Source organism: Nonomuraea sp. NPDC003709 (assembly GCF_040610775.1).
GTDB lineage: Bacteria > Actinomycetota > Actinomycetes > Streptosporangiales > Streptosporangiaceae > Nonomuraea > Nonomuraea angiospora_A.
This window is the reverse complement of the sequence record NZ_JBEXMW010000030.1, coordinates 1-26,287: the sequence shown is the minus strand read 5'-3', so window position 1 is coordinate 26,287 and position 26,287 is coordinate 1. Positions and strand designations below refer to the sequence as shown.

Below are 26,287 nucleotides of genomic sequence, written 5' to 3'. Positions count from 1 at the left end.
ATTTGCATAATAGCCTTAAGGAGAGCTAGCCTCGCCGCCCATGAGACCAGTCACCGAGCGGGACATCCGCGCATCGTTCATCAACTGCTCCAAGGGCGAGACCCAGCGCCTCAGCGTGCCCAGGGACTTCACGCAGAGCCCCTGGGAAGACCTCGACTTCCTCGGGTGGCGAGATCCGGGCGCGCCCGAACGCGCCTACCTGGTGGCCGAACGCGACGGCTCCTTCGTCGGGATCGCGCTCCGGGTGACGTCCGGCACGTCGCGCGGCTTCACCTCGCGCAGCATGTGCTCGCTGTGCCTGACCATGCACACCAGTGGCGGCGTCGCACTGATGACCGCGCGCCGGACCGGCGAGGCCGGCCGTCAGGGCAACACGGTCGGGCAGTATCTGTGCACCGACCTCGACTGCTCCCTGTACGTACGCGGCAAGAAGAAGGCCGCGGGCGACGGGGCCATCGACGAGTCACTCAGCCTGCCGGAGAAGGTCGCCCGCACCCGGGCCAACCTGTTCGCCTTCCTGGCCAAGGTGTGACCGGCGGCGGTCGGTGTGCGTGGTGTGGACGGCGGGCCAGCCCTCGGAGGGGGCGGGCTCCTGGCACAGGCCGTTGAGGGTGGCGCGGATGACGCGTTCGGCCTGGAGGTCGAAGGCCCGGGCGTCGTGGACGCGGATCAGGCCGTCGATGAGCAGGACCGCGAGGCCGTGGATCGGCGCCCAGACGACGAACTCGGCCCCCGGGCGCGACGCCGCCGGGAGGGCGCCGAGGTCGGCGAGGCGGTCGAGCTCGGCCGTCAGGACGTCGTGCGGGTGGGGCGAGACGCGCGAGTCCGGGCCGGTGGCGCCGGCCCCGAAGACGAGGCGGGCCACGGCCGGATCCTGGACCGCCCAGTGCAGGTAGCCGCGACCGAGGGCGATCAGGCGCCGCAGAGGATCGGCGGTCTCGCCGCCGGGCGCCCGCGGACCGGCACCTGCACCGCTCCGCTCGCCGGCCTGTTCGCAGGCGTCCGCCAGGAGGTCGCCGAGGCGGGAGAGGATCCGTTCGGACAGGGCGCGGACGAGCGTGTCGCGCGAGGCGAAGTGGTGGTAGGCGGCGCTGGGGCTGACGCCGACCCGGGCGGAGGCCTCGCGTAGCGACCAGCCGTCAGCCCCGCGCTCGCGCACGAGCTCCTCGGCGGCGTCCAGGAGTGCCGCGCGCAGATCGCCGTGGTGGTAACGCCCCTTTGCCATGGGCCGATCTTAACACCGATCAGATCCGTGTTACGCTGCGCGAAAAGCCATCTCAACACTGTTCAGATTGGAGTGGGTCATGTGCCCCACCGCGTCTTCACCGTCCGCCGGACAGAGCGTCGTGCCGGACGTCCGGCAGAGCCCGCCGCCGATCGTGCGGGGCGAGCCGGTCGAGGTGGCCGACGGCGTGTACGTCATCCCGGACGGCCGCGTCGAGCTCGTCCCCAACGTGGGCATCGTCGTGGGCGAGCGGGCCGCGCTGGTGATCGACACCGGCATGGGCCCCCGCAACGGCGCCCACGTCCTGGAACAGGCCCGCCTCCTGGCCGGCGACCGACGCCTGTACCTGACCGTCACCCACTTCCACCCCGAGCACGGCTTCGGCGCGCAGGCCTTCCAGGGGGCCGCGACCATCGTCTACAACGCCGCCCAGCGCGCCGAGCTGCGCCGCAAGGGCGCGGCCTACCTCGACATGTTCAAGGGGCTGAGCCCCGCCGTCGCGGCCGAGCTCCAGGACGTCACCCTCGTCGAACCCGACCTCGTCTACGACGGCGAGGCGGAGCTCGACCTCGGCGGCCGGACCGCGGTCCTGCGCACCGCCGGCCCGGCGCACACCGCCTCCGACCAGATCATCCTCGTCGACGACCGCATCCTCTTCGGCGGCGACCTGTTCGAGACCCGCATCTTCCCGATCACCCCGTACCTTCCGCCCCATGACGTCGACGTCGACGGCGCCCGCTGGATCGACGTCCTCGACCGGCTCATCGCCCTCTCCCCCGAGGTCGTCGTCCCCGGCCACGGCGAGGTGACCGACGCCTCCCTGCTCCACGACGTCCGCGACTACCTCGCCTACGTCCGCGCCGAGGCCGCCCGCCTGCGTGCCTCCGGCGCCACCGAGGAGGAGACCGCGGCGGCGATCGATCAGGCCGCCCGCGCCCGCTGGACCACCTGGGAACGTCCCGAGTGGATCGGCTTCGCCGCCCGCGCCTTCTACCACGAGGCCGCCTCATAGCATCTGGACCTGCGGCGACGCGGGCACGGAGCACAGGCCGTACCGGCCGGGGCAGCTCGGCGCGATCATCGCGGTCCGCCTCGGCAACGCCGTCCACCGCGGCGTCGAGTTCGCCGACCGCAACCACACCGAGATCGCGTCAGGCGTCGTGGTGACCGTCATCATCGCGATCTTCATCGTGGCGACCCTGGCCGCGCTGCGCGCCACGCGCGGCCCGGGCCGGCCCTGGTTCGCGTACGCCATTCACACCCTTGTCGAACGCCCGCCGACCCCGGCGCTGAAGCGGCCTTGACCGCCGGGGGCAATGGCGCGGCAATCCCCCGCGGATAATGGTCGGCGGGACCGCCATAAAATCACTACATTACCGCCATACGAATTCAGCAGGGCATCGGTCCATCTTCATCAGAGACCCGATAAGGGCGCCATAAATTCACCCGAAAAGCCGCTCTGGCCTGGGATTATGCGAGCGCTGGCAGTGTCTGGAAATGCGGGTTCGTCGAACGCTTCACCGCTTACCGAAGGGCGGGAAGGGTGCGACTCCGAATGCGATTTGAGCACCGATCCGAATGGCTGTCCAGACCCTTGTGGAGTGAAATCCGATCATCTACTGTCCAGGTGATCAAATCACTCACCCGCGCACTCGGGAGGCCCAATTGCGCCGATTAACGACCGCCGTCGCCCTTTCGGCGGTGCTGATCCCCTTCCTCTCTCCCGAGGCCTCCGCCTCCACCTCCACCGTTGCCGTCGCCGAGCCGCCCCCGGCCGAGGTTCAGGAGGTCGGCCCCGGTCAGTACTTCGCCGACTCCGGCACCTTCAAGATCGCCGAATCGGACGTGTCCTTCGCCGCGATCGGCCGCCGGCACGGCGTGGCCGCGGCCAACGGTGACCTGGCCCGGCCGCAGTCGGCCCCCGCCACCCGCCCCGAGCTGGCCGTCTTCGGGCCCGGCTGGCAAGGGGAGTTCCTCGGCGGGGCGATCAACCGGAAGCTGGAGGCCCAGAACGGCGCCGTCGTCGTCACGGATCTGGAAGAAGGGGGTTCGACCCGCTACGACCTGAAGAGCAGCGTCTCGCTGCCGGGCGGCGGCGGCATCAACACCTACGAGGACGCCACCGGCGCCAAGCTCACCGAGACGACCAAGTGGGACGCGACCGCCGGCGCGATGCGTACCACGATGGCCGAGGCGATCACGGTGGATCCGGCCACCCAGGACGCCGGTGACGACACCTTCACCGACGCCAACGGCAACCCCGTCAGCGCGGCCGACCTCAAGTTCAACTACACCTGGGCGCAGCCGGCGGGCCTGCAGAGCACCGACACCTGGCGGGTGACCAGCGTCGGCACCACCGCGTACGGCAAGTCGACGGTCGGCTACGACACCCAGGGCCGCATCAGCACCATCAAGGAACCGGCCGGGGCCGAAGCCCCCGAGACCACCCTCGCGTTCACCTACGCCACGTCCACCACGGCCGGCACCTCCTCGCTCGGCGACTTCACGGGCCGGCTCAAGGAGGTCGCGGTCACCCTCGGCACCGAGGCGCCGCAGATCGCGGCCCGCTACGCGTACGACCTGTCCGGGCTGCTGCGCACGGTGTCCGACCCCAGTGACGGCACCACCCAGGCGACCTACGCCTACGACGAGATCGGCCGCCTGACGTCGATCGACTCGCGCAGCAACGGCGCGTGGCAGCTGAGCTTCCCGGCGGGCAGCGCGGTCCCCCAGGCGACCTCCGTCGACGCCGACCGGCCGACCGCCGACACGCCGATCGAGGGCTCGGGAGGGATCCCCAGCCCCGTGACCCCGGAGCCGCCGCCGGGCGACTTCATCCCGGGCGGCATCGACGGCACGCAGGCCTATCCGAAGTACTGCCCCACGGCCAAGGACTGGATGTGGTGGACCAAGATCGGCTGCATGGCCTACGCGGCGCACTACGGCTGGCACAGCCCGAGCTGGAAGCGGACCGCCAGCGGCTTCAAGGTCATGGGCATCAACCACGATCACTGCACGCAGGCTCCGGACCGCCCCAGCGGCTTCGACTACCGGCCGGCCTGTGACTCGCACGACTACGGGTACGGGCTGATCGGCAACACGTACAAGAAGTACAAGTACTACCTCGACCGTAGCCGCAAGGCCGACGTGGACAACAGGTTCTACATCACGCTGCGCGACAAGGTGTGCGGCGGCTACTTCATCCTGGTCCGCGGGGCCTGCCGGCGGATCGCCCTCGTCTACTGGGCCGCCGTCCGCGTCAAGGGCAACCCCAAGAACGGCGCGAACGCGACGTAACCACTCGCTGTGACCCCAGAGGCCGGACGGCGGGATCGATCGCCGTCCGGCCACCCCCTCATGTCGGCGTCGTCACCATGGAACTCTTCACGTAAGGCGCGATATGTCATGAAATTTCCGGTCTTATCCTGTGTCATCGTGGCATTCGCGGCCACGACGCTCGTGAGCGTGCCGGCCCACGCGGCCTCGGCGAATCTGGAGAAGCAAACCACCCAGCAGGTCACCCAGCAGGTCACCGCGGCCGCACCGACGGTGGAGCCCGAGCTGCGCACCAAGCTGGCCGCCGGCGGCAAACTCCGGGTGAACGTGGTCACCAAGTCCCGGACCGACCTGCCCGACGCCTCCGCCAACGGCCAGGTCCTGCAGACCTCCTCCCGCTTCCCCATGGTCACCCTGCGCGTGGACGCGGCGGCCGTGGACCGGCTGTCCAAGCTCGCCAACGTGGTCAGCGTCACCGAGGACAAGCCCGTACCCCCGGTGCTGGCCCAGAGCATCCCCCTGATCGGCGGGGACCGCACCCGCGCCGCGGGCATGACCGGCGCCGGCAGCGTCGTCGCCGTCCTGGACACCGGCGTCGCCGTCAACCACCCCTTCCTGGGCAGCCGCGTCCTCGAAGAGGCCTGCTTCTCCCCCGTCGACGCCGACTACTCGGCCACCAGCCTGTGCCCCGACGGCAACGCCGAGCAGGAAGGACCCGGCGCGGCCGACACCGACACCGGCCCCTGCGCCGACGTCGCCCTCGACTGCGACCACGGCACCCACGTGGCCGGCATCGCCATCGGCAACGGCCAGAACGTCACCGGAGCCCCGCCCGCCGGCGTCGCCCCCGCCGCCGAACTCGTCGCCATCCAGGTCTTCAGCAAGTTCACCTCCGAGGACTTCTGCGGCGCCGGGGCGGCCCCCTGCGTGCTCAGTTTCACCAGCGCCCAGATCGCCGGCCTGGAGAAGGTCCTGGAGCTGCAGGAGGGCGGCACCCCCATCGTGGCCGCCAACCTGAGCCTCGGCAGCGGCCGCTACACCGCCGCCTGCGACTCCGACCCCCGCAAACCCGCCATCGACGCCCTCCTGGCGGCCGGCGTGGCCACCGTCATCGCCTCCGGCAACAACGGCTACGGCGACGGGATCAGCGCGCCGGCCTGCGTCTCCTCGGCCATCGCCGTCGGCAGCACCACCGACACGGACACCCCGTCCACGTTCAGCAACCGCGGCACCCTGCTGGACCTGTTCGCCCCGGGCACCGACATCGTCTCCTCCATCCCCGGCAACAAGTACGCCTCCATGAGCGGCACCTCCATGGCCGCCCCCCACGTCACCGGCGCCCTGGCCGTGATGCGCCAGGCCCAGCCCACCACCGCCGTCTCCCAGCTGGTGACCACCCTGAAGACCACCGGCAAGGTCATCACCTACACCGGCGCCACCACCCCCCGCATCCAGCTCGACACCGCCGTGCTCGGCAGCACCAACCCCACTCCGGACCCCGACGCGGACCCCTGGCCGCTGCCCAACTACACCAACGGGACCGACTACGCCATCCCCGACCACGGCTACGTGGAATCGAAGATCGTGGTCAACGACCTCATCGGCAGCGCACCCGCCAACATCGAGGTCTACATCGACATCCACCACACCTGGCGCGGCGAGGTGAAGGCCGACCTGATCGCCCCGGACGGCAAGGTCTACCCGCTGCGGGCGCCCGCCCCCAACGACAGCGCCGACATCATCCACGAGACCTATCACATCAACGCCAGCGCCTCCCCGGTGAAGGGCACCTGGAAGCTGCGCGCCCAGGACGTCGAATGGCTCGACACCGGCTACATCGACAGCTGGACCATCAGGCTGCCCTGCTTCGGCGCCTGGGACGACGTCCCCATCCCCGACCCCGGCAGCGCGGACTCCCAGATCGTGGTCGGCTGGCTCTCCGGCAACGCCCCCTCCAACGTGACCGTCTACGTCGAGATCAACCACACCTGGCGCGGCGACCTCAAGCTCGACCTGGTCGCCCCGGACGGCAAGGTCTACCCGCTACGGGCACCGGCACCCAAGGACGACGCCGACGTCCTGAACGAGACCTATCACGTCAACGCCAGCACATCACCAGCCAGCGGCAGCTGGAAACTCCGCGTCGAAGACGTCACATCCGGCGACAAGGGCTACATCAACGGATGGACGCTCACCCAGTGAAGGAACGCGGCGGCCCGCCGAGCCGCCGCGCACCCTCGACCAGTTCGGCGACGTCGGCGGCCGCCGCGAAGCCGAGCCGCAGGTAGCCGCCCGGAGCCTCCGCGGCGAAGTAGTCGCCGCCCGCGCTGATGACCACACCCCGCGCCCGCGCCGCCTCGACGGCGGCGTGGTCGTGGCCCGCGCTCATCCGCACCCACAGGTGCAGCCCTCCGGTGGGGATCTGCCCGGGCACCCAGCCGGGGACCTCGCGGGCCAGCGCGGTGACCAGCGCGGCGCAGCGTTCGCGCAACGCGTGGGCCAGGGCACGCAGGTGCCGGTCCCAGGCCGGGGTGCTGAGCAGCTCGACGGCCGCCTCCTGGAGGGGGCGCGCGATGAAGAAGTCGTCGACCCGCCGCATCGCGCGCAGCCGTTCCATCACCGGGCCCCTGGCGATGACCGCGCCGATGCGCAGGCTGGGCGAGGCGGGCTTGGTCAGGGAGCTCACGTGGACCACGGTGCCGTCGCGGTCGTCGGCGACGAGCGCGCGGGGCACCGGCGCGCCGTGCCCGAGGTGGCGCGCGAAGTCGTCCTCGACCAGGAAGGCGCCGGCCGCGCGGGCCACGTCGGCCACCTGCCGGCGCCGCTCGGGCGAGAGAACGGCGCCGGTCGGGTTGTGGAAGGTCGGCTGGCAGTACAGCAGCCGGGCCCCGGTCGTGGCGAAGGCGTCGGCCAGCAGGTCGGGCCGGATGCCGTCGCCGTCCAGAGGCACGGGTACGGGTCGCAGCCCCGCCGCGCGGGCGGCCACCAGCGCGCCCGGATAGGTGGGCGATTCGACCAGGATCGGGCTGCCGGGCGCGGCGATGGCACGGAACACCATGGAAAGGGCGCTCTGCCCGCCGCTGGTGATCAGCACGTCGTCGGAGCCGACGTCGCCGCCGGCCTGTCTGGCGAAGATCGTACGCAACGGCGCCAGGCCGGCCACCGGCGCGCGATCCCACGCGTCCGGACGGCGGGCCGCCCGCGCCAGGGCGGCGGCCAGCGCCTTGACGGGCTGCAGGGAGCTGTGCAGGTAGCCGCCGGCCATCGTGATGGCGCCGGGCGGCGGGCCGAGCAGCTCGCCCGCCGTCAGCGCGGGCATGCTGCGGTCCGCGAGCACGACCGTCTGCCAGGAGGTGTCCCCCACGCCGTCGGCGGACCGGTCGCGGCGCACCGCGACGAAGGTGCCGCTGCCCGGCCGGGTCACCACCGCCCCCTCGGCGGCCAGCAGGGCGAAGGCACGCGTCACCGTCACGGGGCTCACCCCGTGGCGGCGCACCAGGTCGCGGGCGCTGGGCAGCCGGTCGCCCGCGGCCAGCCCGGCGATCTCCGCCCGCAGGCTCGTGGCGAGAGCCTCAGTAATGTTACTCTCGGACATGAGAGATAAGAGTAACGCTTTCCACTTTCCACCGGAAACGCTTCGATCCCTTCGCGCCGACACCCCGGGCTGCGAATCGGTGGTGCACTTCAACAACGCCGGCTGCGGCCTGCTGGCCAGTCCGGTGCTCGAGGCGATGCTCTCCCACCTGCGGCTCGAAGCGGCCATCGGCGGATACGAGGCGGCCGCGGCCCGGCAGGCGGAGGTCCGCGACTTCTACGCCGCGACGGCCGGGCTCCTCAACTGCTCCCCCGAGAACATCGCCTTCGCCGGGAGCGCGACCGACGCCTACACCAGGGCGCTGTCCGCCATCCCGTTCGAGCGCGGCGACGTCATCCTCACCACGCGCAACGACTTCATCTCCAACCAGATCGCCTTCCTGTCCCTGCGCAAGAGGTTCGGCGTCGAGATCGTGCACGCCCCGGACCACGCCGACGGCAGCGGCGTCGACGTCGAGGCGATGGCCGCGCTCATGCGCTCGCGGCGGCCCCGGCTGGTCGCCGTGACCCACGTGCCCACCAACTCCGGCCTGGTCCAGCCGGTCGCGGAGATCGGCCGCCACTGCCGTGAGCTGGAGCTGCTGTATCTCGTGGACGCCTGCCAGACGGTCGGCCAGTACGAGATCGACGTCGAGGAGATCGGCTGCGACCTGCTCACCGCCACGTGCCGCAAATTCCTGCGCGGCCCGCGCGGCTCGGGCTTCCTCTACGTCTCCGACCGGGTCCTGCGCGCCGGCTACGAGCCGCTGTTCATCGACATGTACGGCGCCCGCTGGGTCGAGCCGGGGCGCTACCGCCCGGTCGAGACCGCCGCGCGCTTCGAGGACTGGGAGTTCCCGTACTCGGCCGTGATCGGCAGCGCGGTGGCCACCAGGTACGCCCTCCAGGTCGGCGTGCATCGCATCGCCGAGCGCACGCCCGCGCTCGCGGCCCGGCTGCGTGACCGGCTGGCGGGCGTCCCCGGCGTCCGGCTCCTCGATGGCGGCACGCGACCGGCGGCCCTGGTCACCTTCGAGATCGAAGGCTGGCAGCCGCAGCCCTTCAAGGAGGCCATGGACGCGCGGGGGATCAACTCCGCCCTCAGCTTCCGCGAGTTCGCCCAGTACGACTTCGGCGACAAGGACGTGGAGTGGGCCCTTCGCCTGTCACCGCACTACTACAACACCGAGGAGGAGGTGGACCGGGTCGCCGCCGCGGTCGCCGAGCTCGGCCTCACCGCCGCCCGGCGGTGAGGCCGAGGACCCGCGCTCAGAAGTACGTGGGCAGGCGGGGCGTGTAGTGCTCCTCCAGTGACGTGACCTCGTCGTCGGTGAGCTTGACGTCCAGCGCCGCGACCGCGTCCGCCAGATGGCGCGCCTTCGTGGCGCCCACGATGGGCGCGCTGACGACCGGGTTGTTCAGCACCCAGGCCATGGCCACCTGCGCCATCGAGACGCCACGCGCCCGCGCGATCCGCTGGACGGCGTCCACGATGGCCTTGTCGCCCTCCAGGAACAGCGGCCGGCCCTGGCGGTCGGTCGTCGGGTTGGTCGCGGCGCGGCTGGTGCCCTTCTCCCCCCAGGGACGGGCGAGCAGGCCCGCGGCGAGCGGGCTCCACGGCATGCTGCCCACGCCCTGGTCAGCGAGCAGGCCGAACATCTCCCGCTCCTCCTCCCGCTGGACCAGGCTGTACTGGTCCTGCATGGAGACGAACCGGCTCCACCCGTTCGCCTGCGCGACGTGCTGCATCGTGGCGAACTGCCAGGCCCACATCGACGAGGCGCCGATGTAGCGGGCCTTGCCTGCCTTGACGACGTCGTGCAGGGCCTCCATCGTCTCCTCCACCGGCGTCCCGGGGTCGAAACGGTGGATCTGGTAGAGGTCGACATAGTCCGTGCCGAGGCGGCTCAGGGAGGCGTCGATCTGCTCCATGATCGCCTTACGGGACAGCCCGGCGCCGCCGGGGCCCTGGTGGATCGGGAAGAACACCTTGGTCGCCAGGACGATGTCGTCGCGGCGCGTGTACTTCTTCAGCGCGCGCCCGACGATCTCCTCCGACGCGCCCATCCCGTAGACGTTGGCGGTGTCCCAGAAGGTGACGCCGAGCTCGACCGCCTGCCGGAAGATCGGCTCAGCCCCCTCGTCGTCGAGCGCCCACGGCGTCCACTCCCCGGACGCCCCGAAGCTCATGCAGCCGAGCGCGATCCGGCTCACCTTCAGGCCCGACGACCCCAGACGGGTGTACTCCATTTGCTATCTCTTTCCTCGCGAAACCGCAGTTCGACGGGGAGGCGGCCGCCCCACCGGGGGAGGACACCTCCTCGACCGTCCATCCTGCGCGCGGCGGGCGCGCGCTGGCAGGGCGGGCTGTTCGGGGGTGTGACAGGGCCCCCCAACGCAGCCGCCGCGCAGGTCAGGGCCCGGCAGACTGGAAGGTATGGCACGTGAGCAACGGGACGGCAGTGGCGGCAGCGAGCTGGGACGTTTCCTGCGCGCACGCCGCACCCAGGTGACCCCGGGCGAGGTCGGCCTGACGGTCGGCCCGGGCCTGCGGCGCACCCCCGGCCTGCGGCGCGAGGAGCTGGCCACCCTGGCCGGGGTCAGCGTCGACTATTACGTCAGGCTGGAGCGCGGCAGGGAGACCCGGCCCAGCCCGGCCGTCGTCGACGCCCTGGCCCGCGCCCTCCTGCTGGACGAGATCGAGCACGAGCACCTGCGCAGCCTGGCCGCGCGCGCCGCCCGCACCGCTCCCGAGCCGCCGGCCGCGCCCGGCCGGACCGTCCGGCCCGGGGTCAAGCTGCTGCTGGAGAGCCTGCGGCCCTACCCCGCGTACGTGGGCAGCCGCACCGGCGACCTGCTCGCCCACACCCCCGCCGGGCTGCGGCTGTTCGCCGGGATGGACAGCTGGCCGCCCAGGCAGCGCAACATCGCCCGTTATGTCTTCCTCCATCCCTCGGCCCGCGAGCTGTTCCACGACTGGGACAACCAGATCCGCGGCTGCGTCGCCAGACTGCGGGCCCTGGCCGGCACAGACCCGGACGCGCCCGACCTGACCAACCTCGCCGGGGAGCTCCTGCTCAAGAGCCCGGAGTTCGCCCGCCTGTGGGAACGCTACGACGTGCGCGGCCACGTACAAGGCCGCAAGACCTTCCACCACCCCGAGGTCGGCGACCTCACCCTCGGCTACCAGTCCATGCTGCTGGAGGGCACCCCCGGCCACCGGCTGATGACCTACTACGCCGAGCCCGGCACCCCCGAGTACGACGCGATCGTCCTGCTGGACCTGCTCGCCTCCGATCGCGCCACCAAGCTCCCCTCCACGTGACGCGTGGGAGGCCCTGCCACTCCCCCGAACAGCGCGGTCTGCCACCCGATCGGCACGAACGCCAGGGTGGACGCGACGAGCGAACCTTCGTGAGGAGAACATGATGTCCGCTGAGCCCACACCCGCCCAGCGCCTGATCGGCGACTTCGCGCCGAAACTGGTCGAGCTGACCGACGAGGTGCTGTTCGGCGACGTCTGGGAACGTCCCGGCCTGTCGCCCCGCGACCGCAGCCTGATCACCATATCCGCGCTGGTGGCGCTGTACCGCACCGGCCAGCTCGAATCCCACCTGCGCCGAGGGCTGGACAACGGCCTGACCGAGGACGAGCTCGTCGAGGCGATCACCCACCTGGCGTTCTACGCCGGCTGGCCCAACGCCATGACGGCGATCACCGCCCTGAAGGAGATGCACCGATGACCGCTGGGACGAGCGATGAGCTCACCGCGATCGGGAACGCGGAGGCGGCCACGCGGGTCGCCGACAACCCCGACGGCGTCCCCGACGCGGTGTGGCAGGAGGCCGCGGCCCACTACGACAAGGAGTCGCCGGCCGCCCTGGTCATGGCGATCTCGGCGATCAACGCCTGGAACCGCATCGACATCACCCTCCGCAACGCCCCGGCCTGGCACCTCGTTATCGAGCAAACGCTTGGTAAAGTCAGGACGTGCTGCTCGATGACAAGGTCGCGGTCGTCACCGGGGCGGGCCCCGGGCTGGGGCGGACCCTGGCGCGCCTGCTGAGCGAGGAGGGCGCCAGGGTCGTCGTGGCCGCCCGCACCGCGGCCACGGTCGAGCGGATCGCCGCCGAGGTGCCGGGCGCGCTGGCCGTGCCCGCCGACGTGACCAGGACGAAGGACGTACGGCGGCTCGCCGGCACCGTGATCGACCGCTTCGGCCGGGTGGACGTGCTGGTCAACGCCGCCTTCCCCGGATCGCACCGCAGGAACGTGCTCGACATGTCCGACGACGACCTCGAGGCCTGGCGCGCGGCCGTCGAGACGGGCGGCTACGGCACCCTGCTGGCCTGCAGGTTCATCGCGCCGCACATGGTGGCCCAGGGCTCCGGCTCGATCGTCAACATCACCTCCATGTCCTCCCGCACGGGCTACGCGGGGCGCAGCGACTACGCCGCGGGCAAGGCCGCCGCACACCTGCTGTCCCACTGCCTCGCCGACGAGCTCGGCCCGTACGGGGTGCGGGTCAACTGCGTCGCTCCCGGCTGGATCGCCAGTGACGTGCTCGACGACTGGATGCGCACGCGGGCCGCGGCGGAAGGCGTGCCGTTCGAGGAGATCCTCGCCCGCGACGTCTCGGCGATGGCGCTGCGCCGCATCGCCACCGAGGAGGACGTGGCCCGCGCCGTCCTCTACCTCGCCTCCGACCACGCCAAGGCCCTCACCGGCGCCACCATCGACGTCAACGGCGGCCAGCTGTTCACGTAAAACGCGATCTTGTCTGTGGCCCCGGAAGTGATCACACTCAGGTTCGAAGCTCGGCGTCGAATGAGGAGCACCTCCATGACCACCCCTTTGACCTGGCTCGTACGGATAGGTGCCGCGTGCGTCCTGGCCGCGCCCGCGCTGTCGCCCGGCGCCGCGTCGGCCCTGACTACGGCCACGGCACCACTCCAGCCCCTGAGCCTGACGGGCCTCGACCTGCGCGCCGGGTCCGACCCGTACACCGTGCCGCTCACGGCGGAGTACGAGCAGGTGGGCATCGGCGGGGCGCTCAGCGGGACCGACCGCGTCGCGCTGCCCGGCAACGAGGACCCCGCCTGCGCCGCCCGGGCGGCCTATCTGCCGCGGGTGCCGGTCCGCTCCTGGTTCTGCTGGCCCGCCGCCGCCCAGGGCGACAAGGAGGACCTCCCGCACTCCCCCTGGGTGCCGCAGGGGCTGGCCACCTCGGGCGAGGCCCAGCTCGACGGCACCCCGATCGGCGGCGACCACCGGGCGCTCATCACCAGCTGGGTCTGGCTGAACTCCCCCGACCCGGACAACCCCGACTACCGCACCAACTCCGTGAACCTGTCGGTGGTCGACCTCGACGACCGCCGCTACCGCAACGTCCTGCCCGTGTGGGTCGACAGCCAGGGGAAGCTGCGGCGCGTGTACGGGCACGGCGGCGGCCTGGCCTGGTACGGCCCCTACCTGTTCATGACCTCCAGCACCAACTGGAACGGCTACTCGGGCCCCGACTCCACGTACAACACCATCCGGGTGTTCGACACCCACAAGATCTACCGCAAGCGGGACGGGAGCGGCGGCGACTACAAGTACGTCATCCCCGAGGTGCGCCACTACATCACCCCCATCCGCCTGGACTACGTCTCCCTGGACCGCCACAGCTCCGGCGGCGCCAGCCTGATCACCGGAACCTACAAGGCCTCCAGCGGCTCGACGGGCTCCCCGGCCGGCACCAAACTGGTCCGCTACCGGTTCCAGCCGCCCCCGGACGGCGACTACCGGCTCGTCAACGCGCCCGTGCAGGCCTGGGTGTCCACCGTCCCGGCCGACCCCGCCGACGCCATCAGCGACGTGCAAGGCGTCCAGTCCGACGGCGACCTCCTCTACCTCAACATGGCGGCCGGCGCGCACCCCGGCCCCGACCCGAGAAGACGCTTCGCCACCGTGAACGTCGCCACCACGCCCCGGACGATCAGCGCCCACACGAGCTGGGCGTACCGGCCGGAGGACCTGTCACAGTGGTACGCCACCGGCGAGCTGTGGGGGCTCACCGAGGGCGAGGAGGAACGGGTCGTCTTCTCCGTCGCCATCGCCGACGTCAATCCCTCCTGAACTCGGCACCACTGGCGAAATCTTGATGGTCCCGGATTAACGACATCGCCATCCACCGGGCGTCCCGATGGAGGAATCGTCCCGAGTTTGCTGGGGTGGGTCCGGGAGGTGACCGATGCCCCAGGACAGACCGATTCTCGTCACGGGCGCCGCCGGCAGCGTCGGAGCGGTCGGCCGGACCGTCGTGGAGACGCTGCGGCGCCAGGGGCTCCCGGTCCGGGCGCTCGTCCATCGCGAGGACGAGCGCGCCGAGGCGCTGCGGGCCACGGGGGCCGAGGTCGTCGTCGCCGACATGACGCGCGCCGCCGACGTCGTGCCCGCCATGCACGGCGTCGGCCGGGTGTTCTTCAGCATGAGCGTCTCGCCGTCGTACCTGGAGGGCGCCGTCACCATGGCGACCGTGGCCCGCCAGACCGCCGGCATCGGGGCGTTCGTCAACCTCTCGCAGATGACCGTCTCCGGGATGACCACCACGAGCACGGAGGAGTCACGCCAGCAGCGACTGCACTGGCTCGCCGAGCAGGCGCTCACCTGGTCCGGGCTGCCGCTGGTCGTCGTCCGGCCCACGGTCTTCCTCGAACACCCCTTCTTCACCCTCTTCGCCGCCGCCTCCATAGCCGAGCGGGACGAGATCCGCCTGCCGTTCGGGGGCGCGCGGACCTCGCCGGTCGCGGCGGGCGACGTGGCGGAGGTCGTCGCGACCATCCTGGCCGCCCCGTCGCCGCACGTCGGCAAGGTGTACGAGCTCACCGGCCCGCGCTCGGAGGACATGAACGCCGTGGCGGCGGAGTACTCCGAGGCCCTGGGGCGGCGCATCACGTACGTGGACATGCCGCTGAAGGAGTGGATCGAGCGGGACCTCCGCAAGGCGAAGCTGCCCGACCACGTGGCCGAGCACATCTCCACCATGGCGCGGCTGCACGCGCGGGGCCGCTACGCCCGCCTGACCCACGACGTCGAGACCATCACCGGACGGCCCGCGACGAGCGTCAAGAACTTCGTCGCCGGTCACGCGGCCCTCTTCGGCGGCACCCGGGTTGGCCCTGGGGGCCGCCGGTAGCGATCATCGGAGGATGCCGAGAAGTGCGCTGGAGCGGGCGCGTGACCTGTGGGCGGCCCTGGCCGGCACCCCCGTCACGTTTCCCGCGAGCGGGGACGTGCAGGTCGTGGTCTCGCCCGGGTCGTCGTTGTGCCCGCCGGGCTGGACGGGCGTCGTCGTGCTGGGCGGGGCGATCCTGGCCACCGTGCCCGGCGCCGGCCTGGCCGAGCCGGTGCGGAGCGCGCTGCCGGCCCTCGGCGACGCCGGCCTCGCCCGGCTCCCGGACCTCCTGCCGGTCCTGGACGTCCTGGGCCCGGCGACACTGGCCTACCTCGACGCCGGTGACTTCGTCGCCGCCCCGCCCGTCGCCGACGTCGAACGCCTGCCGGCCGATCACCCGGCGATCCGGGCCCTGCTCGAATCGGTGCCGCAGGAGGAGGCGGACGAGTCCGGCCTGGAGGAGATCGCCTCGGCCGCCTACGCCGTCCGCGAGGGCGGGGACGTCCTCGCCGCCGCCGGCTTCCGCCCCTGGCTGGACGCGGCCGCGCACGTGAGCGTGCTGACCGCGCCGCGGTGGCGCGGCCGGGGGCTGGCCCGCCTGGCGGCCTCCGCGGCGGTCGCCGACGCGCTGGCGATCGGGCTGCTGCCCCAGTGGCGGGCACGTCCGGAGCCGTCGCGGCGCGTCGCCCGCGCGCTCGGCTTCCGCGAGCACGGCGCGCAGATCAGCATCCGCCTCTAGGACCGCTCGCACGCCGAAGATCCGGCGAGCTCGGGTGTTTATACGCCGCGGATATACCCTCAGAGTATAGTCTCCGGGCATGAGCGTTCCCCTTGCGCTGCTCGGCCTCCTGGAGCGGGAGCCGAGCCATGGTTACGACCTGAAACGCGACTACGACACCTACTTCGGCGGGGGCAAGTCCCTGCCGTTCGGCCAGGTGTACTCCACGCTCGCCCGCCTGGTCAGGGACGGCAAGATCGCCGCCGGGCAGAGCGAGCCGGGCGACGGCCCCGACCGCAAGCGCTATGCCATCACCCCGGTCGGCCGGAACGAGGTCGAGAGGTGGCTGGCCGAGCCGGTCGAGGCCGAGCCGTACCTGCAGACGGTGCTGTTCACGAAGGTCGTGCTGGCGCTGATGCTGGGCCGCGACGCGGCGGGCTACCTCGACGCCCAGCGCGCCACGCATCTGCGGCGCATGCGGGAGCTGTCCGAGATCAAACGCGGCGGCGCGCTGATCGACACGCTCCTCGCCGACCATGCCCTGTTCCGGCTGGAGGCCGACCTGCGGTGGATCGACGTCACCCAGGCCAGGCTGGGGGCGCTGGCGGAAACGGTGCGCGAACGATGATCGTCAACGCTCTGCTGCGGGCCGAGGGCATCAGCCGCTCCTTCGGCAGCACGCCCGCGCTGCGGGAGGCCGGCCTGTCGGTGGCCGCGGGCGAGGTCCTGGCCATCATGGGGCCCAGCGGTTCCGGCAAGTCGACGCTGCTGCACTGCCTGGCCGGGATCTTCACCCCGGACACCGGCGAGGTGTGGTTCGACGGGCGGCGGCTCGACACGCTGGACGACGGCCGCCGCAGCGAGCTGCGGCGCACCGCCTTCGGGTTCGTCTTCCAGTTCGGCCAGCTCGTGCCCGAGCTGACGGTGGCCGACAACGTGGCGCTGCCGCTGCTGCTCAGCCGTACCAGACGCAGGCAGGCGTACGTGCGGGCCGCGTCCTGGCTGGAGCGGCTGGAGCTGGCCGGGCTGGGCGGCCGACGTACCGGGGAGTTGTCGGGCGGGCAGGCGCAGCGGGTGGCCATCGCGCGGGCGCTGGTGACGGGGCCGCGCGTGATCTTCGCCGACGAGCCGACCGGCGCGCTCGACTCGCTCACCGGTGAGCACGTGATGAACCTGCTGGTGGGCCTGGCCCGCGAGGAGGGCGCCACCGTGATCGTGGTGACGCACGACGCCCGGGTGGCCGCCTGCGCCGACCGCGAGGTCGTGGTGCGCGACGGCAAGGTGACCGACCCGTACGCCGGCGGGGTCCTCCGATGATCTCGCTGGGGCTGCGGCTGTCGCTGCGCAGCGGCAGGGAGACGGCGGCCCGGCTGGCGCTGATCGTGGCCGGGGTGGCGGTCGGCGTCGCGGTGCTGCTGGCGACGTTGTCGCTGTTCAACGCCTTCCAGGCCACCGGCGACCGGCCCTGCTGGGAGTGCGCGCGCGGCACGGCGCCCAGCGGCTGGGCCCTGGACGCCACCGGCGACGGCGCTCTGTGGAACCTCCGCGAGGACTTCTACGCGGGCCGGACGATCACCAGGCTCGACGCCGCCGGGCTCGGCGGCCGGGCGCCGGTCATCCCCGGCCTGTCCCGCATGCCCGGCCCCGGCCAGTACTACGCCTCGCCGGCGCTGGCCCGGCTCCTGGACTCGGCGCCGCGCGAGCAACTCGCCGCCCGCTTCCCCGGGACGCGGGCGGGCCTGATCGGCCGGGCCGCGCTGTCCGGGCCCGACGAGCTGGTCATCGTGGTGGGCGGGACGCCGCAGCAGGTCGCCGCCATGATCGGCACCCGGCGGGTCGACACGGTCGCCACCGAGCCGGCGGTCGACCAGAGCGCGGACGTCTACCAGTTCGGGTTCGGCATCGCCGCCGTCGGGCTGATCGTCCCGCTGCTGGTGCTGGTGGGCACCGCCACCCGGCTGGCCGCCGCCCGCCGCGAGACGCGCTTCGCGGCGATCCGGCTGGTCGGCGCCACCTCCCGGCAGATCAACATCCTCGCCGCGGTGGACGCCGCGCTGGGCGCGCTGCTCGGCGCGCTGGCCGGCGTCGTGCTCTTCCAGCTCGTACGGCCGGTCGTGGCCGGGATCCGGATCACCGGTTCGCGCTTCTTCCCCGAGCTGGCGGTCCCGAGCCTCTGGCAGTACGTGGCCGTGCTCGCCTGCGTGCCCGTCGTCGCGGCGGGCGCCTCCCTGTGGTCACTGCGCCGGGTGCGGATCTCACCGCTCGGCGTGGCCAGGAAGACCGCCCCGCCGCCGCCGAGAGCGTGGCGGGTGATCCCGCTGCTCGCCGGGCTGGGGCTGCTCGCGGGTCCGGCGTTCAAGGACGGCAAACCCGACACCCTGCTGGCCAACGCGGGGATCGCGCTCACCATGGCCGGGCTCGTGCTGGCCGGGCCGTGGCTGACGATGCTCGGCGCGCGCCTGGCCGCCCGGCTGACCCGCGGCGCGGCGACGCTACTGGCCGCGCAGCGCCTGGCCGCCGACCCGAAGACCGCGTTCAGGTCGGTGAGCGGGCTGGTGCTGGCGGTGTTCATCGGGACGACGATCGCGGCCCTCGTGCCCACGGTGGTCGCGGGCCAGCGGGCCGTGGCCGGCGGCACGCTCAACGACGTGCTGGGCGCCACGCTCTGGCGGCCGGGCATCGCGAGCCTGTCGCCGCGGGCGGCGGCGGACCTGCTCGCCCAGGTGCGCGCCCAGCCCGGCGTGGACGTGCTGCCGATCTACGCCAGGGCGGATCTGGAGAGCCTGCGGCCGCCGCCCGACGGCTCGCCGCCCGCGACCTCCGTCGTCGAGTGCTCGAACCTGGCCCGCTTCCCCGTGCTCGGCCGGTGCCCCGCGGGCGCGCAGGCCGTGCTGGGCCGGTTCGACCGCGTCGTCGGCGCCGACAACCCCCTCACCATCGACAAGCTCCTCCCGCTGGCCGGACCGGCCAGCGAGTCCGCCTCCGCGGCCGGGCTCGATCTGATGGCCGTCATGATCCGTACGGGCGACGCGGCGACGCTGGAGCGGCTGCGTACCCTGATGGCCGGCTACTCCGCGCAGGCGCCGATGACCTTCGCCGAGGTCGCCCAGGTCAGGGCCGACCTGTACACCAGGGCGGAGAGCATCGCGCTGGCCATGGTCGCGCTCACCCTGGTCGCGGGCGGCTGCAGCCTCGTGGTGGCGGTCGGCGGCGGCCTCGTGGAGCGCAGGCAGCCGTTCACGCTGCTGCGGCTGGCCGGCACGCCCACGCGGACCCTGGCCACGGTGGTGCTGCTGGAGTCGGCGCTGCCGCTCGTCCTGGCCGCCGTGCTCGCCGCCGGCGCCGGCTTCGCCGTGGCCGAGCCGCTCATCGGCCAGCTCGCGATGAAGGGCGCCTCGCTCGCGATGCCCGGGCCGGTCTACTTCGCCTCCCTCGGCGGCGGCCTGGCCGCCTCCCTCCTGGTGATCCTCACCGCCCTCCCGCTGCTCAGGCGCATGACCGCGCCCGACAACGCGCGTTTCGAATAGGAGTTGCGATGAAGCTGAAATCGGCCGCGCTGATCGCGCTGGCCCTGGTCGCAGCCGTCATGGTGGTGGTGCGCACCGACGCGCCCGCCCTGGCGGACGACGGCCGCTACTCCGCCGAGATCCGGCGCACCGAGTACGGCATTCCCCACATATCCGCCAAGGACTACGGCGGGCTCGGATTCGGGTACGGCTACGCCTTCGCGCAGGACAACCTCTGCGTGCTGGCCTCCTGGGTGGTGACGTTACGGGGCGAAAGGTCCCGGTACTTCGGCCCTCAGGCGAAGTCCGACGACCCGGTCCGCCCGGTCGCCAACCTGGTCAGCGACGTCTACTACAAGAGCGTCGCCGACTCCGGCGTGGTGCCTCGGCTGCTGGCCCGGCGATCGCCGCTGGGCCCGACCGGCGAGCTGCGCCGGCTCGTGGACGGCTACGTCGCCGGGTACAACCGCTACCTGGAGCAGACCGGCGTGGCGAACCTGCCGGATCCCACCTGCCGGGGCAAGGCCTGGGTCGGCCCCATCACCGCGACCGACCTGTGGAACAACCTGCTCGACCTCAGCCGGATGACCGGCATCGCCGGGATGAAGGAGTACGTCGTCGGGGAGGCCGAGGCCGAGGGGCCGGAGCGCAGGCCGGCCGCGGGCAGCAACGCCTGGGCGCTCGGCCGCCGGGCGACCCGAGACGGCCACGGCATGGTGCTGGCCGACCCGCACTTCCCCTGGAACGGGATCCGCCGCTTCTATCAGGTGCAGCTGACCATCCCCGGCGTGCTCGACGTCTCCGGCGGCAGCCTGTACGGCACGCCGGTCGTCGAGATCGGCCACAACGCGACCACGGCCTGGACCCACACGGTCTCCCACGCCCAGCGGTTCAACCTCTACCGGCTCGACCTCGTGGACCGCACCAGCTACCAGGTGGACGGCCGGACCGAGCCGATGGGCCGCCAGGAGGTGCAGGTCACCCTCCAGGACGGCACCGTCGTGGACCACACGCTCTACACCTCGCGCTACGGCCCGGTGCTGGCCGCCGGGCAGACCGGCAAGGTCGCCTACGCGCTGGCCGACGTCAACGCCGACAACCTGCGCGCGGCCGACGAGTGGCTGGCGATGGCCAGGGCCCGGAACCTCACCCAGCTGCGCGCCACCCAGAACACCTTCCAGGGCATGCCGTTCGTCCACACGCTCGCCACCGACGCCGGCGGGAGCGCCTACTTCGCCGACACCTCGATGGTCCCCCACGTCACCGACGCCCAGGCGGAGCGCTGCGGCAAGCCCTCCCCCATCCCGGGCCTGGAGGAGTACGTCCTGGACGGCTCGACCTCCGCGTGCCTGTGGGGCAGGGACCGCGACGCCGTCGTGCCCGGCGTCTTCGGGCCCGGCGACCGGCCGAGGCTGACCCGCAGCGACTACGTGGCCAACTCCAACAACACCTTCTGGATGACGAACCCGTTGGCGCCGCTGACCGGCTACCCGCGCGCGTTCGGCAAGGCGCGTACCGATCTGGAGCCGCGCCCGCGCGTCAGCCTGGACATGATCGTCCAGCGACTGTCCGGCGCCGACGGGCTCGGCGCTCCCGGCTTCACCCTGGAGACGCTGCAGGCGAGCGTGCAGGGCAAGCGCAATTACACCTTCGACCTCATGCGCCCGGACCTGCCGAAGCTGTGCCGTGACAGCACCCTGACCACGTCCGGCGGCAAGCCGGTGGACGTGCGCGAGGCCTGCCGGACACTGCTCAAGTGGAACGGGCGGGCCACCCTGGACGGCCAGGGGGCCATCCTGTGGCGCGAGTTCTTCGAGCGGCTGGGGCAGCCCACCAAGCCGGGAGAGCCCGTCTACAGCCCGTGGCGGGTGCCGTTCGATCCCGCGCGCCCGCTGGCCACCCCCCGGGGTCTCAAGAGCGACGACCCGGTGGTACGGCGAGCCCTGGCCGACGCCGTGGCCGCCTTCCAGGCCGGCGGCATCCCCCTGACGCTCACCCCGGGCCAGGCGCAGCGCTACTCCTCGATCCCGATCCCCGGCTGCACCGAAGGGGAGGGCTGCTTCGACCGGGTACGCATGCGCGGCATCCTCGGCGCCGACGGGCGCTACCCGGAGGTGGACACCGGTTCGACCTTCATGATGGCCGTCGAGCTCACCCCCGCCGGGCCGCGTACGCGGACCATCCTCACCTATTCGCTCTCCGCCGACCCCAGCTCGCCGCACCACACCGACCAGACGGTCCTGTTCTCGCGCGGCCAGTGGGTCACCGAGCGTTTCACCGAGGCCGAGATCGCCGCCGACCCGAAGCTGAGGACCTCCACCGTGCGCGGGTGATCCGGTCGGCGGGGACCTCACCGGGCCTTCAGCGGTCCCCGGTGAGGCGGAGGCGGGCGGCGAGCCTGCTCCGTACCGGATCGTCGCCGGGCCGGTCGAGCTCGTCGAGGATGTCCAGCGCGGCCCGCCACTCCCGGCGGGCCGCCGCCTCGTCACCGGCGGACCGGTGGGTGTCGCCGAGGTTGAGCAGGCACGCCGCCTCCTCCCCGCGGTCTCCCACCTCCCGGAACAGCCGCAGAGCGTGCCGGTAGCGGCCGGCGGCCCGGTCGTGGTCGCCGGCGCGGTGGTAGGCGTAGCCCAGGCTGTCCAGGGCGGCCGCCTGGCCGTACGGGTCGCCGAGCGACTCGAACAGGGCCACGGCCTGCTCGCAGTGGTCGACGGCCTCGCGGTGATGCCCGAGTTCGGCGTGCTCCCAGCCGACGGAGTTGAGAATGTCGGCGGTGCTGCTCTTGTCGCCCAGGTCCCGGTACAGCTCAAGTGCCCGCTGGGCGTGCGCGAGGGCCTCGCTGTGGCGCTCCTGAGCGCTGAACACCATGGTGAGGCTGTGGTTCGCGCGAGCCTGGAGCGCCAGGTCGCCGAGCCGGGTGGCCAGGTCGAGCGCGTGATCGAGCTGGACGCGGGCGTCGTCGTAGCGGCCGAGCCGCAGATGGGTGCGGGCGATGGTCTGGTGCGCCCGGCACTGCCCGACGAGGTCGTCCTGGCCCCGGGCGGCGTCCAGGGCGGCCTGCTGCGTGGTGAGGATGTCCTGCCGGCGTCCCTGGCGGTTGAGGTAGTCGGCCAGCGACCAGGCCAGCTGCCAGGCGTGCGTGGCCAGCCCGGCGTCGGCGGCCCGCCTGACCGCCCACAGCAGCGCCTGGATCTCGGCGGCGAGCCAGTCGGCGGCCTGCTGGTGGTCGCGCAGGACGACCGGGACGGCGCCGGGGGCGAGGGGCTCGGTCAGCTGGATCGCCCGCCGGTTCGGGTAGAACAGCAGGGCCGCCGCGTGCGCGGTGTGCAGGTAGTGGTCGAGCAGGCGGCGCAGCGCCGCGTCGCGCTCGGCCTCGGTGTCCTCGGCGTACGCCCGTTCGGCCGCGTAGTCGCGCAGCAGGTCGTGGAGGGCGAAGCGGCCGGGAGCGTGCTCGGTGACCAGGTGCGCGCGGACCAGCCCGGCCATGGGCCGCCGGGCGTCCGTGCCCAGGAGGCCGGCCGCGGCGGGCGGCGGGATGTCCGGTCCCGGGTGCAGGGCCAGTAATCGGAACAGCCGGGCCGCCTCCGGCTCCAGCGCGCGGTACGAGGCGGCGAACACGGTCCGCAGGTCCGCCGACAGCTCGCCCGCGTCCAGCGCGTCGAGGCGGGTGGACTCCGCGCGCAGCTCCTCGGCCAGGGACGCGAGCGGGAGCCACGGGCTCATCAGGGCGCGGGCCGCGATGATGCTCAGCGCCAGCGGCAGCCCGGCACAGCGCTCCACCAGGGCGGCCACCGCCTCCGGCTCGGCGTCGACCCGCTCGGGCCCCAGGTGGTGCACCAGCAGCCGGCGGGCTTCGGCGGCGTCGAGCACGTCCAGCGGCACGTGGCGGGCGTCGTGGCCGGCGATCAGCCCGGGGAGCTGGTTGCGGCTGGTGACCAGCACGGTGCAGGAGGGCGTGCCCGGCAGCAGGGGGACGACCTGGGCGGTGTCGCGGGCGTTGTCGAGCACGATCAGCAGGCGTTTGCGGGCCGTCAGGCTGCGGTAGAGCGCGGTCTGCTCCTCCGGCCGCTGCGGGACGGCGGCGGGATCCGCGCCGAGCGCGCCGATCAGCAGGCGCAGGGCCGTCTCCACCGGCATCGGCGCGTTCCCGGCGTCGAATCCGCGCAGGTCCAGGTAGATCTGCCCGTCCGGGAAGCGGTCCACGTGGTGGTGCGCCCAGTACAGGGCCAGCCAGGTCTTGCCGATGCCGCCGTACCCGCCGATGGCGGAGATCATCGCCACCCGGTCCCTGCCGTCGCCGGTCAGCGCGTCGTCCAGGGTGGCCAGCTCGCGCGGGCGTCCGACGAACACCGGCGGCGGCGCGGGCAACTGGCGCGGCACCATGATCCCGGCGGGTGGCGGCGTGGGCGCGGGAGGCGCGGGGGCGGACTCGGCGGGAGCCGGCGCCACCGCGGCGGTGAGCATCTGGTGGTGCAGGAGCCGCAGGTCGGGGCCGGGGTCCACGCCGAGGTCGGCGGCCAGCCGCTTGCGGATCCGCTCGTACTGCTGGAAGGCCTCGCCCTGGCGGCCGCTGCGGTACAGGGCGAGGATCAGCTGGGCGGCCGGCCGCTCGTCCAGCGGGTGTTCGGCCGCCAGGGACTCCAGGGGGCCGAGGAGCGCGGCGTGGCCGCCGCGGCGCAGCCGTACGTCGTGGTAGGCCAGGCGCGCGGCCAGCCGCTCACCCTGCAGGACGTGCCGCTGCGCCCTCGCCCACGAGGTGTCCAGGTCCGCGAAGGGCTCGCCGCGCCACAGGTCCAGCGCCTGCTCGTACAGGCGTTCGGCGGTGGCGTCGTCACTCGTGCGGGCCCGGTTCCGCAGGTCACGGAAGCGGTGCAGGTCCACCGCGCTCTCGTCGGCCCGCAGCAGGTAGCCGCCGCCGCTGCGGCGGATGCCGCCGTCCCAGGCCGCCGGCAGGGACGTACGCAGCCGGGACAGGTAGCTCTGCAGGGTCGCGGTCGGCCGGCGCGGCGGATCCTCCCCCCACACGCAGTCGGTCAGCTGGTCGAGGGACACCGGCTGGTTGACCTTCACCAGCAGCGCCGCCAGCACGCTTCGCTGCCTGGCGGGCCCCAGCTCGATCGCCTGGCCGTCGGCCCAGGCGCAGATCTCCCCCAGCACGCCGAAATCGACTCGTAGCACTCAGCCCTCCAGAGACCGGCTCATCATCCGGGGGTCGCGACCCCGTCTGGATGCTCGCATGCCGCGGGGCGCCCCGCACCACCGCTAGCGCGAGTGGAGCAAGGGGTCGTGCGCTCTGGGTAGTTATACTCGGTAGATATACCCCAATATGAGCAATTTCCCCCCAGATCGACGCTGATGACCCCGGCGACGTGGTGAGGGGATGGGATGGGCGAACAGCGTGCGCAGGGTCCGCGGACCGGGTCGGCGGACCAGGTTTCCGAGGAGCGAAGACGGCTGCTCGCGGAGGTCGGTGACGATCTGTGGGGGATCGAGCTCCTGCGGTTCGCGCTCGAGCAGGCGGTGGCCGATCTTGCCGGGCTGGGCGGGATGGTGCACCTCGGCAGCCCCGGTCACGGCGGCGGGCTGCGTCTCGTCGTGACCAGCGGACTACCCCCCGCGCTCACCCTCGCGTGGGAGCGCGTCGACGGCAACGGCCCGCTCGGCCCTGCCCGCGCTTTCCGCAATGCCGCGTCCGTCCGGGTCTCCATGGCGAACGTCGCCGCCGACATCCCCCAGCAGGGCTCCGCCACGGCCGAGACCCGGTCCTGGCCGGTCGGCACGGCGATGACGGCCGTCCCGCTGCTCGGCCCCGGCGGTCCGATCGGCACGCTCTCGATCGTGACGGCCTCCCCGCACGAGCCGTCGCCCGGCCAGCGGGCCTTCCTCGACCTGCTGAGCCGCTGGGTGGGCGGGCGCCTGGGCAGGTCCTCCGCGCCACCGCCCGGCTCGGGCCCCATGGGCGGGCGGAGCCGGTCCGCCGGCTCTCACCTGCCGCAGCACCTGGAGACCATCGGCACGTGGGACTGGGACATCCGGACCGGGGACGCCATCTGGAACGACGCGATGCTGACCCTGCTCGGCATCGAGCCGGGCACCTTCGACGGACGCATCGAGACCTGGATGGCCCTGGTCCACCCCGAGGATCTGCCGTGGGTGCTGGCCGACATCGACGAGGCGATCCGCGCGGGCAGGATGTACAACACCGAGTACCGGGTGTGCCGCCCGGACGGCACGGACGTCTGGGTACGGGCCCGCGGCCGGTTGCTGGTCGACGAGAACGGCGAGCCGGCGCGCATGGTCGGCACGCTGTGGGACATCACCAAGACCCATGACGACCTCGAGGCGGTCGCCGAGCAGCGCACGAATCACACCGAGCGCGCGGCCCAGGAGCGCTCCGCCCGCATCAAGCAGCTGACCAGGGCGCTGGCCGAGGCGGTCACCGTGCGGGACGTCTTCGACGCCTCGGCCGAGCACATCCTGCCGGCGTTCGACGCCGCCGGTCTCATGCTGACCTTCCTGGAGGGCGACCACCTGCGGCCGGTCGGGTTCACCGGGTACTCGCAGGAGTTCATCGACCGGGTGACCCGGATACCCGCCACCGCGGGGCTCCCGATCTCTCAAACCCTGCGGGAGCGCACGCCGATGTTCATCAACTCGGTCGAGGAGTACATCGAGCGCTACCCCGAGACGGCCGACCTGCCGGCGGCGGGCGGCAAGAAGGCGTGGGCCTTCCTGCCGCTGATCGCCTCGGGACGCCCCGTCGGCAGCTGCGTCGTCTCCTTCACCGATCCGCGCCAGTTCACGGGCGAGGAGCGCAACCTGCTCACCAC

Annotated in this window: 22 protein-coding genes; 17 read left to right on the top strand and 5 right to left on the bottom strand. The window is 72.6% G+C overall.

Features of this window, described 5'->3' with window-relative positions; translation table 11 throughout:
• Positions 1-40: 40 nt before the first annotated feature.
• Complete coding sequence (locus tag ABZX61_RS55165; protein WP_355208536.1) at positions 41-532, top strand: FBP domain-containing protein; 492 nt, start codon at positions 41-43, stop codon at positions 530-532.
• On the opposite strand, the gene ABZX61_RS55160 is transcribed toward ABZX61_RS55165, so the two are convergent.
• Positions 464-1,225 (bottom strand): TetR/AcrR family transcriptional regulator, encoded by a 762-nt coding sequence (locus tag ABZX61_RS55160; RefSeq protein ID WP_355208533.1) that lies wholly within the window; start codon positions 1,223-1,225, stop codon positions 464-466. The two genes, ABZX61_RS55165 and ABZX61_RS55160, sit on opposite strands and share 69 nt — an antisense overlap.
• 79 nt (positions 1,226-1,304) lie before the next feature.
• On the opposite strand from ABZX61_RS55160, the gene ABZX61_RS55155 reads away from it, so the two are divergent.
• Positions 1,305-2,237, top strand: a complete 933-nt coding sequence (locus ABZX61_RS55155) for an MBL fold metallo-hydrolase (RefSeq protein WP_355208530.1) — start codon at positions 1,305-1,307, stop codon at positions 2,235-2,237.
• Here ABZX61_RS55155 and ABZX61_RS55150 read toward each other — a convergent pair.
• The gene (locus ABZX61_RS55150; protein WP_355208527.1) at positions 2,232-2,480 is read right to left on the bottom strand and encodes a hypothetical protein; all 249 of its coding nucleotides are present in this window, start codon (positions 2,478-2,480) and stop codon (positions 2,232-2,234) included. The genes ABZX61_RS55155 and ABZX61_RS55150 overlap by 6 nt on opposite strands.
• A 410-nt stretch (positions 2,481-2,890) precedes the next feature.
• Between ABZX61_RS55150 and ABZX61_RS55145 the strand changes: the two genes are divergently transcribed.
• Together ABZX61_RS55145 and ABZX61_RS55140 are read left to right on the top strand one after the other, a co-directional pair.
• On the top strand, positions 2,891-4,522 hold the full coding sequence (locus ABZX61_RS55145; protein WP_355208524.1) for a phospholipase A2: 1,632 nt from the start codon (positions 2,891-2,893) through the stop codon (positions 4,520-4,522).
• A gap of 138 nt (positions 4,523-4,660) precedes the next feature.
• Complete coding sequence (locus tag ABZX61_RS55140; RefSeq protein ID WP_355208521.1) at positions 4,661-6,703, top strand: S8 family serine peptidase; 2,043 nt, start codon at positions 4,661-4,663, stop codon at positions 6,701-6,703.
• Here ABZX61_RS55140 and ABZX61_RS55135 read toward each other — a convergent pair.
• Positions 6,693-8,096, bottom strand: coding sequence for a PLP-dependent aminotransferase family protein (locus ABZX61_RS55135; RefSeq protein WP_355208518.1), 1,404 nt, complete (start codon positions 8,094-8,096; stop codon positions 6,693-6,695). The two genes, ABZX61_RS55140 and ABZX61_RS55135, sit on opposite strands and share 11 nt — an antisense overlap.
• 82 nt (positions 8,097-8,178) lie before the next feature.
• Here ABZX61_RS55135 and ABZX61_RS55130 point away from each other — a divergent pair, with 82 nt between their 5' ends.
• Positions 8,179-9,327 carry an aminotransferase class V-fold PLP-dependent enzyme gene (locus tag ABZX61_RS55130; protein ID WP_355208515.1) on the top strand — a complete coding sequence of 383 codons (1,149 nt, stop codon included), beginning with the start codon at positions 8,179-8,181 and terminating at the stop codon, positions 9,325-9,327.
• A 16-nt stretch (positions 9,328-9,343) separates the two neighbouring features.
• On the opposite strand, the gene ABZX61_RS55125 is transcribed toward ABZX61_RS55130, so the two are convergent.
• Positions 9,344-10,324: an aldo/keto reductase gene (locus ABZX61_RS55125; RefSeq protein ID WP_355208512.1), complete on the bottom strand. Its 981-nt coding sequence runs from the start codon at positions 10,322-10,324 to the stop codon at positions 9,344-9,346.
• A gap of 187 nt (positions 10,325-10,511) precedes the next feature.
• Here ABZX61_RS55125 and ABZX61_RS55120 point away from each other — a divergent pair, with 187 nt between their 5' ends.
• The 11 genes from ABZX61_RS55120 to ABZX61_RS55070 all read left to right on the top strand — a co-directional run bounded on the left by ABZX61_RS55120 (position 10,512) and on the right by ABZX61_RS55070 (position 21,790).
• A complete protein-coding gene (locus ABZX61_RS55120; RefSeq protein ID WP_355208509.1) occupies positions 10,512-11,399 on the top strand; it encodes a helix-turn-helix transcriptional regulator in 888 nt (295 codons plus the stop codon).
• Between the two features lie 100 nt (positions 11,400-11,499).
• Positions 11,500-11,817, top strand: coding sequence for a carboxymuconolactone decarboxylase family protein (locus ABZX61_RS55115; protein ID WP_355208506.1), 318 nt, complete (start codon positions 11,500-11,502; stop codon positions 11,815-11,817).
• The gene (locus tag ABZX61_RS55110; RefSeq protein ID WP_355208503.1) at positions 11,814-12,140 is read left to right on the top strand and encodes a hypothetical protein; all 327 of its coding nucleotides are present in this window, start codon (positions 11,814-11,816) and stop codon (positions 12,138-12,140) included. Before ABZX61_RS55115 ends, ABZX61_RS55110 begins: the two co-directional genes overlap by 4 nt.
• Complete coding sequence (locus ABZX61_RS55105; protein WP_355208500.1) at positions 12,065-12,841, top strand: SDR family oxidoreductase; 777 nt, start codon at positions 12,065-12,067, stop codon at positions 12,839-12,841. The genes ABZX61_RS55110 and ABZX61_RS55105 overlap by 76 nt, the downstream gene beginning before the upstream one ends.
• A gap of 75 nt (positions 12,842-12,916) precedes the next feature.
• The gene (locus ABZX61_RS55100) at positions 12,917-14,194 is read left to right on the top strand and encodes a hypothetical protein (protein WP_355208498.1); all 1,278 of its coding nucleotides are present in this window, start codon (positions 12,917-12,919) and stop codon (positions 14,192-14,194) included.
• A 115-nt stretch (positions 14,195-14,309) separates the two neighbouring features.
• On the top strand, positions 14,310-15,254 hold the full coding sequence (locus ABZX61_RS55095) for an NAD(P)H-binding protein (RefSeq protein ID WP_355208495.1): 945 nt from the start codon (positions 14,310-14,312) through the stop codon (positions 15,252-15,254).
• A 13-nt stretch (positions 15,255-15,267) separates the two neighbouring features.
• Entirely contained in the window at positions 15,268-15,972 is a 705-nt protein-coding gene (locus ABZX61_RS55090; protein WP_355208492.1) for a GNAT family N-acetyltransferase, read from the top strand.
• A gap of 79 nt (positions 15,973-16,051) precedes the next feature.
• On the top strand, positions 16,052-16,579 hold the full coding sequence (locus tag ABZX61_RS55085; RefSeq protein WP_355208489.1) for a PadR family transcriptional regulator: 528 nt from the start codon (positions 16,052-16,054) through the stop codon (positions 16,577-16,579).
• Positions 16,576-17,268 carry an ABC transporter ATP-binding protein gene (locus ABZX61_RS55080; protein WP_355208487.1) on the top strand — a complete coding sequence of 231 codons (693 nt, stop codon included), beginning with the start codon at positions 16,576-16,578 and terminating at the stop codon, positions 17,266-17,268. Before ABZX61_RS55085 ends, ABZX61_RS55080 begins: the two co-directional genes overlap by 4 nt.
• Positions 17,265-19,478, top strand: a complete 2,214-nt coding sequence (locus ABZX61_RS55075; protein WP_355208484.1) for an FtsX-like permease family protein — start codon at positions 17,265-17,267, stop codon at positions 19,476-19,478. The genes ABZX61_RS55080 and ABZX61_RS55075 overlap by 4 nt, the downstream gene beginning before the upstream one ends.
• 8 nt (positions 19,479-19,486) lie before the next feature.
• Complete coding sequence (locus tag ABZX61_RS55070; protein WP_355208481.1) at positions 19,487-21,790, top strand: penicillin acylase family protein; 2,304 nt, start codon at positions 19,487-19,489, stop codon at positions 21,788-21,790.
• Positions 21,791-21,818: 28 nt separating this feature from the next.
• Here ABZX61_RS55070 and ABZX61_RS55065 read toward each other — a convergent pair whose 3' ends face one another.
• Positions 21,819-24,635, bottom strand: a complete 2,817-nt coding sequence (locus ABZX61_RS55065; RefSeq protein ID WP_355208478.1) for a BTAD domain-containing putative transcriptional regulator — start codon at positions 24,633-24,635, stop codon at positions 21,819-21,821.
• 207 nt (positions 24,636-24,842) lie between these two features.
• On the opposite strand from ABZX61_RS55065, the gene ABZX61_RS55060 reads away from it, so the two are divergent.
• Positions 24,843-26,287: PAS domain-containing protein (locus ABZX61_RS55060; RefSeq protein WP_355208475.1), on the top strand; the 1,445-nt coding region annotated here is incomplete at its 3' end.

What these genes read in the sequence shown, in the direction of transcription:
- ABZX61_RS55165 (WP_355208536.1), top strand. Translation starts at nt 41, where the DNA reads ATGAGACCAGTCACCGAGCGGGACATCCGCGCATCGTTCATCAACTGC.
- ABZX61_RS55160 (WP_355208533.1), bottom strand. Translation starts at nt 1,225, where the DNA reads ATGGCAAAGGGGCGTTACCACCACGGCGATCTGCGCGCGGCACTCCTG.
- ABZX61_RS55155 (WP_355208530.1), top strand. Translation starts at nt 1,305, where the DNA reads ATGTGCCCCACCGCGTCTTCACCGTCCGCCGGACAGAGCGTCGTGCCG.
- ABZX61_RS55150 (WP_355208527.1), bottom strand. Translation starts at nt 2,480, where the DNA reads ATGGCGTACGCGAACCAGGGCCGGCCCGGGCCGCGCGTGGCGCGCAGC.
- ABZX61_RS55135 (WP_355208518.1), bottom strand. Translation starts at nt 8,096, where the DNA reads ATGTCCGAGAGTAACATTACTGAGGCTCTCGCCACGAGCCTGCGGGCG.
- ABZX61_RS55125 (WP_355208512.1), bottom strand. Translation starts at nt 10,324, where the DNA reads ATGGAGTACACCCGTCTGGGGTCGTCGGGCCTGAAGGTGAGCCGGATC.
- ABZX61_RS55120 (WP_355208509.1), top strand. Translation starts at nt 10,512, where the DNA reads ATGGCACGTGAGCAACGGGACGGCAGTGGCGGCAGCGAGCTGGGACGT.
- ABZX61_RS55115 (WP_355208506.1), top strand. Translation starts at nt 11,500, where the DNA reads ATGATGTCCGCTGAGCCCACACCCGCCCAGCGCCTGATCGGCGACTTC.
- ABZX61_RS55110 (WP_355208503.1), top strand. Translation starts at nt 11,814, where the DNA reads ATGACCGCTGGGACGAGCGATGAGCTCACCGCGATCGGGAACGCGGAG.
- ABZX61_RS55100 (WP_355208498.1), top strand. Translation starts at nt 12,917, where the DNA reads ATGACCACCCCTTTGACCTGGCTCGTACGGATAGGTGCCGCGTGCGTC.
- ABZX61_RS55095 (WP_355208495.1), top strand. Translation starts at nt 14,310, where the DNA reads ATGCCCCAGGACAGACCGATTCTCGTCACGGGCGCCGCCGGCAGCGTC.
- ABZX61_RS55090 (WP_355208492.1), top strand. Translation starts at nt 15,268, where the DNA reads ATGCCGAGAAGTGCGCTGGAGCGGGCGCGTGACCTGTGGGCGGCCCTG.
- ABZX61_RS55085 (WP_355208489.1), top strand. Translation starts at nt 16,052, where the DNA reads ATGAGCGTTCCCCTTGCGCTGCTCGGCCTCCTGGAGCGGGAGCCGAGC.
- ABZX61_RS55080 (WP_355208487.1), top strand. Translation starts at nt 16,576, where the DNA reads ATGATCGTCAACGCTCTGCTGCGGGCCGAGGGCATCAGCCGCTCCTTC.
- ABZX61_RS55075 (WP_355208484.1), top strand. Translation starts at nt 17,265, where the DNA reads ATGATCTCGCTGGGGCTGCGGCTGTCGCTGCGCAGCGGCAGGGAGACG.
- ABZX61_RS55070 (WP_355208481.1), top strand. Translation starts at nt 19,487, where the DNA reads ATGAAGCTGAAATCGGCCGCGCTGATCGCGCTGGCCCTGGTCGCAGCC.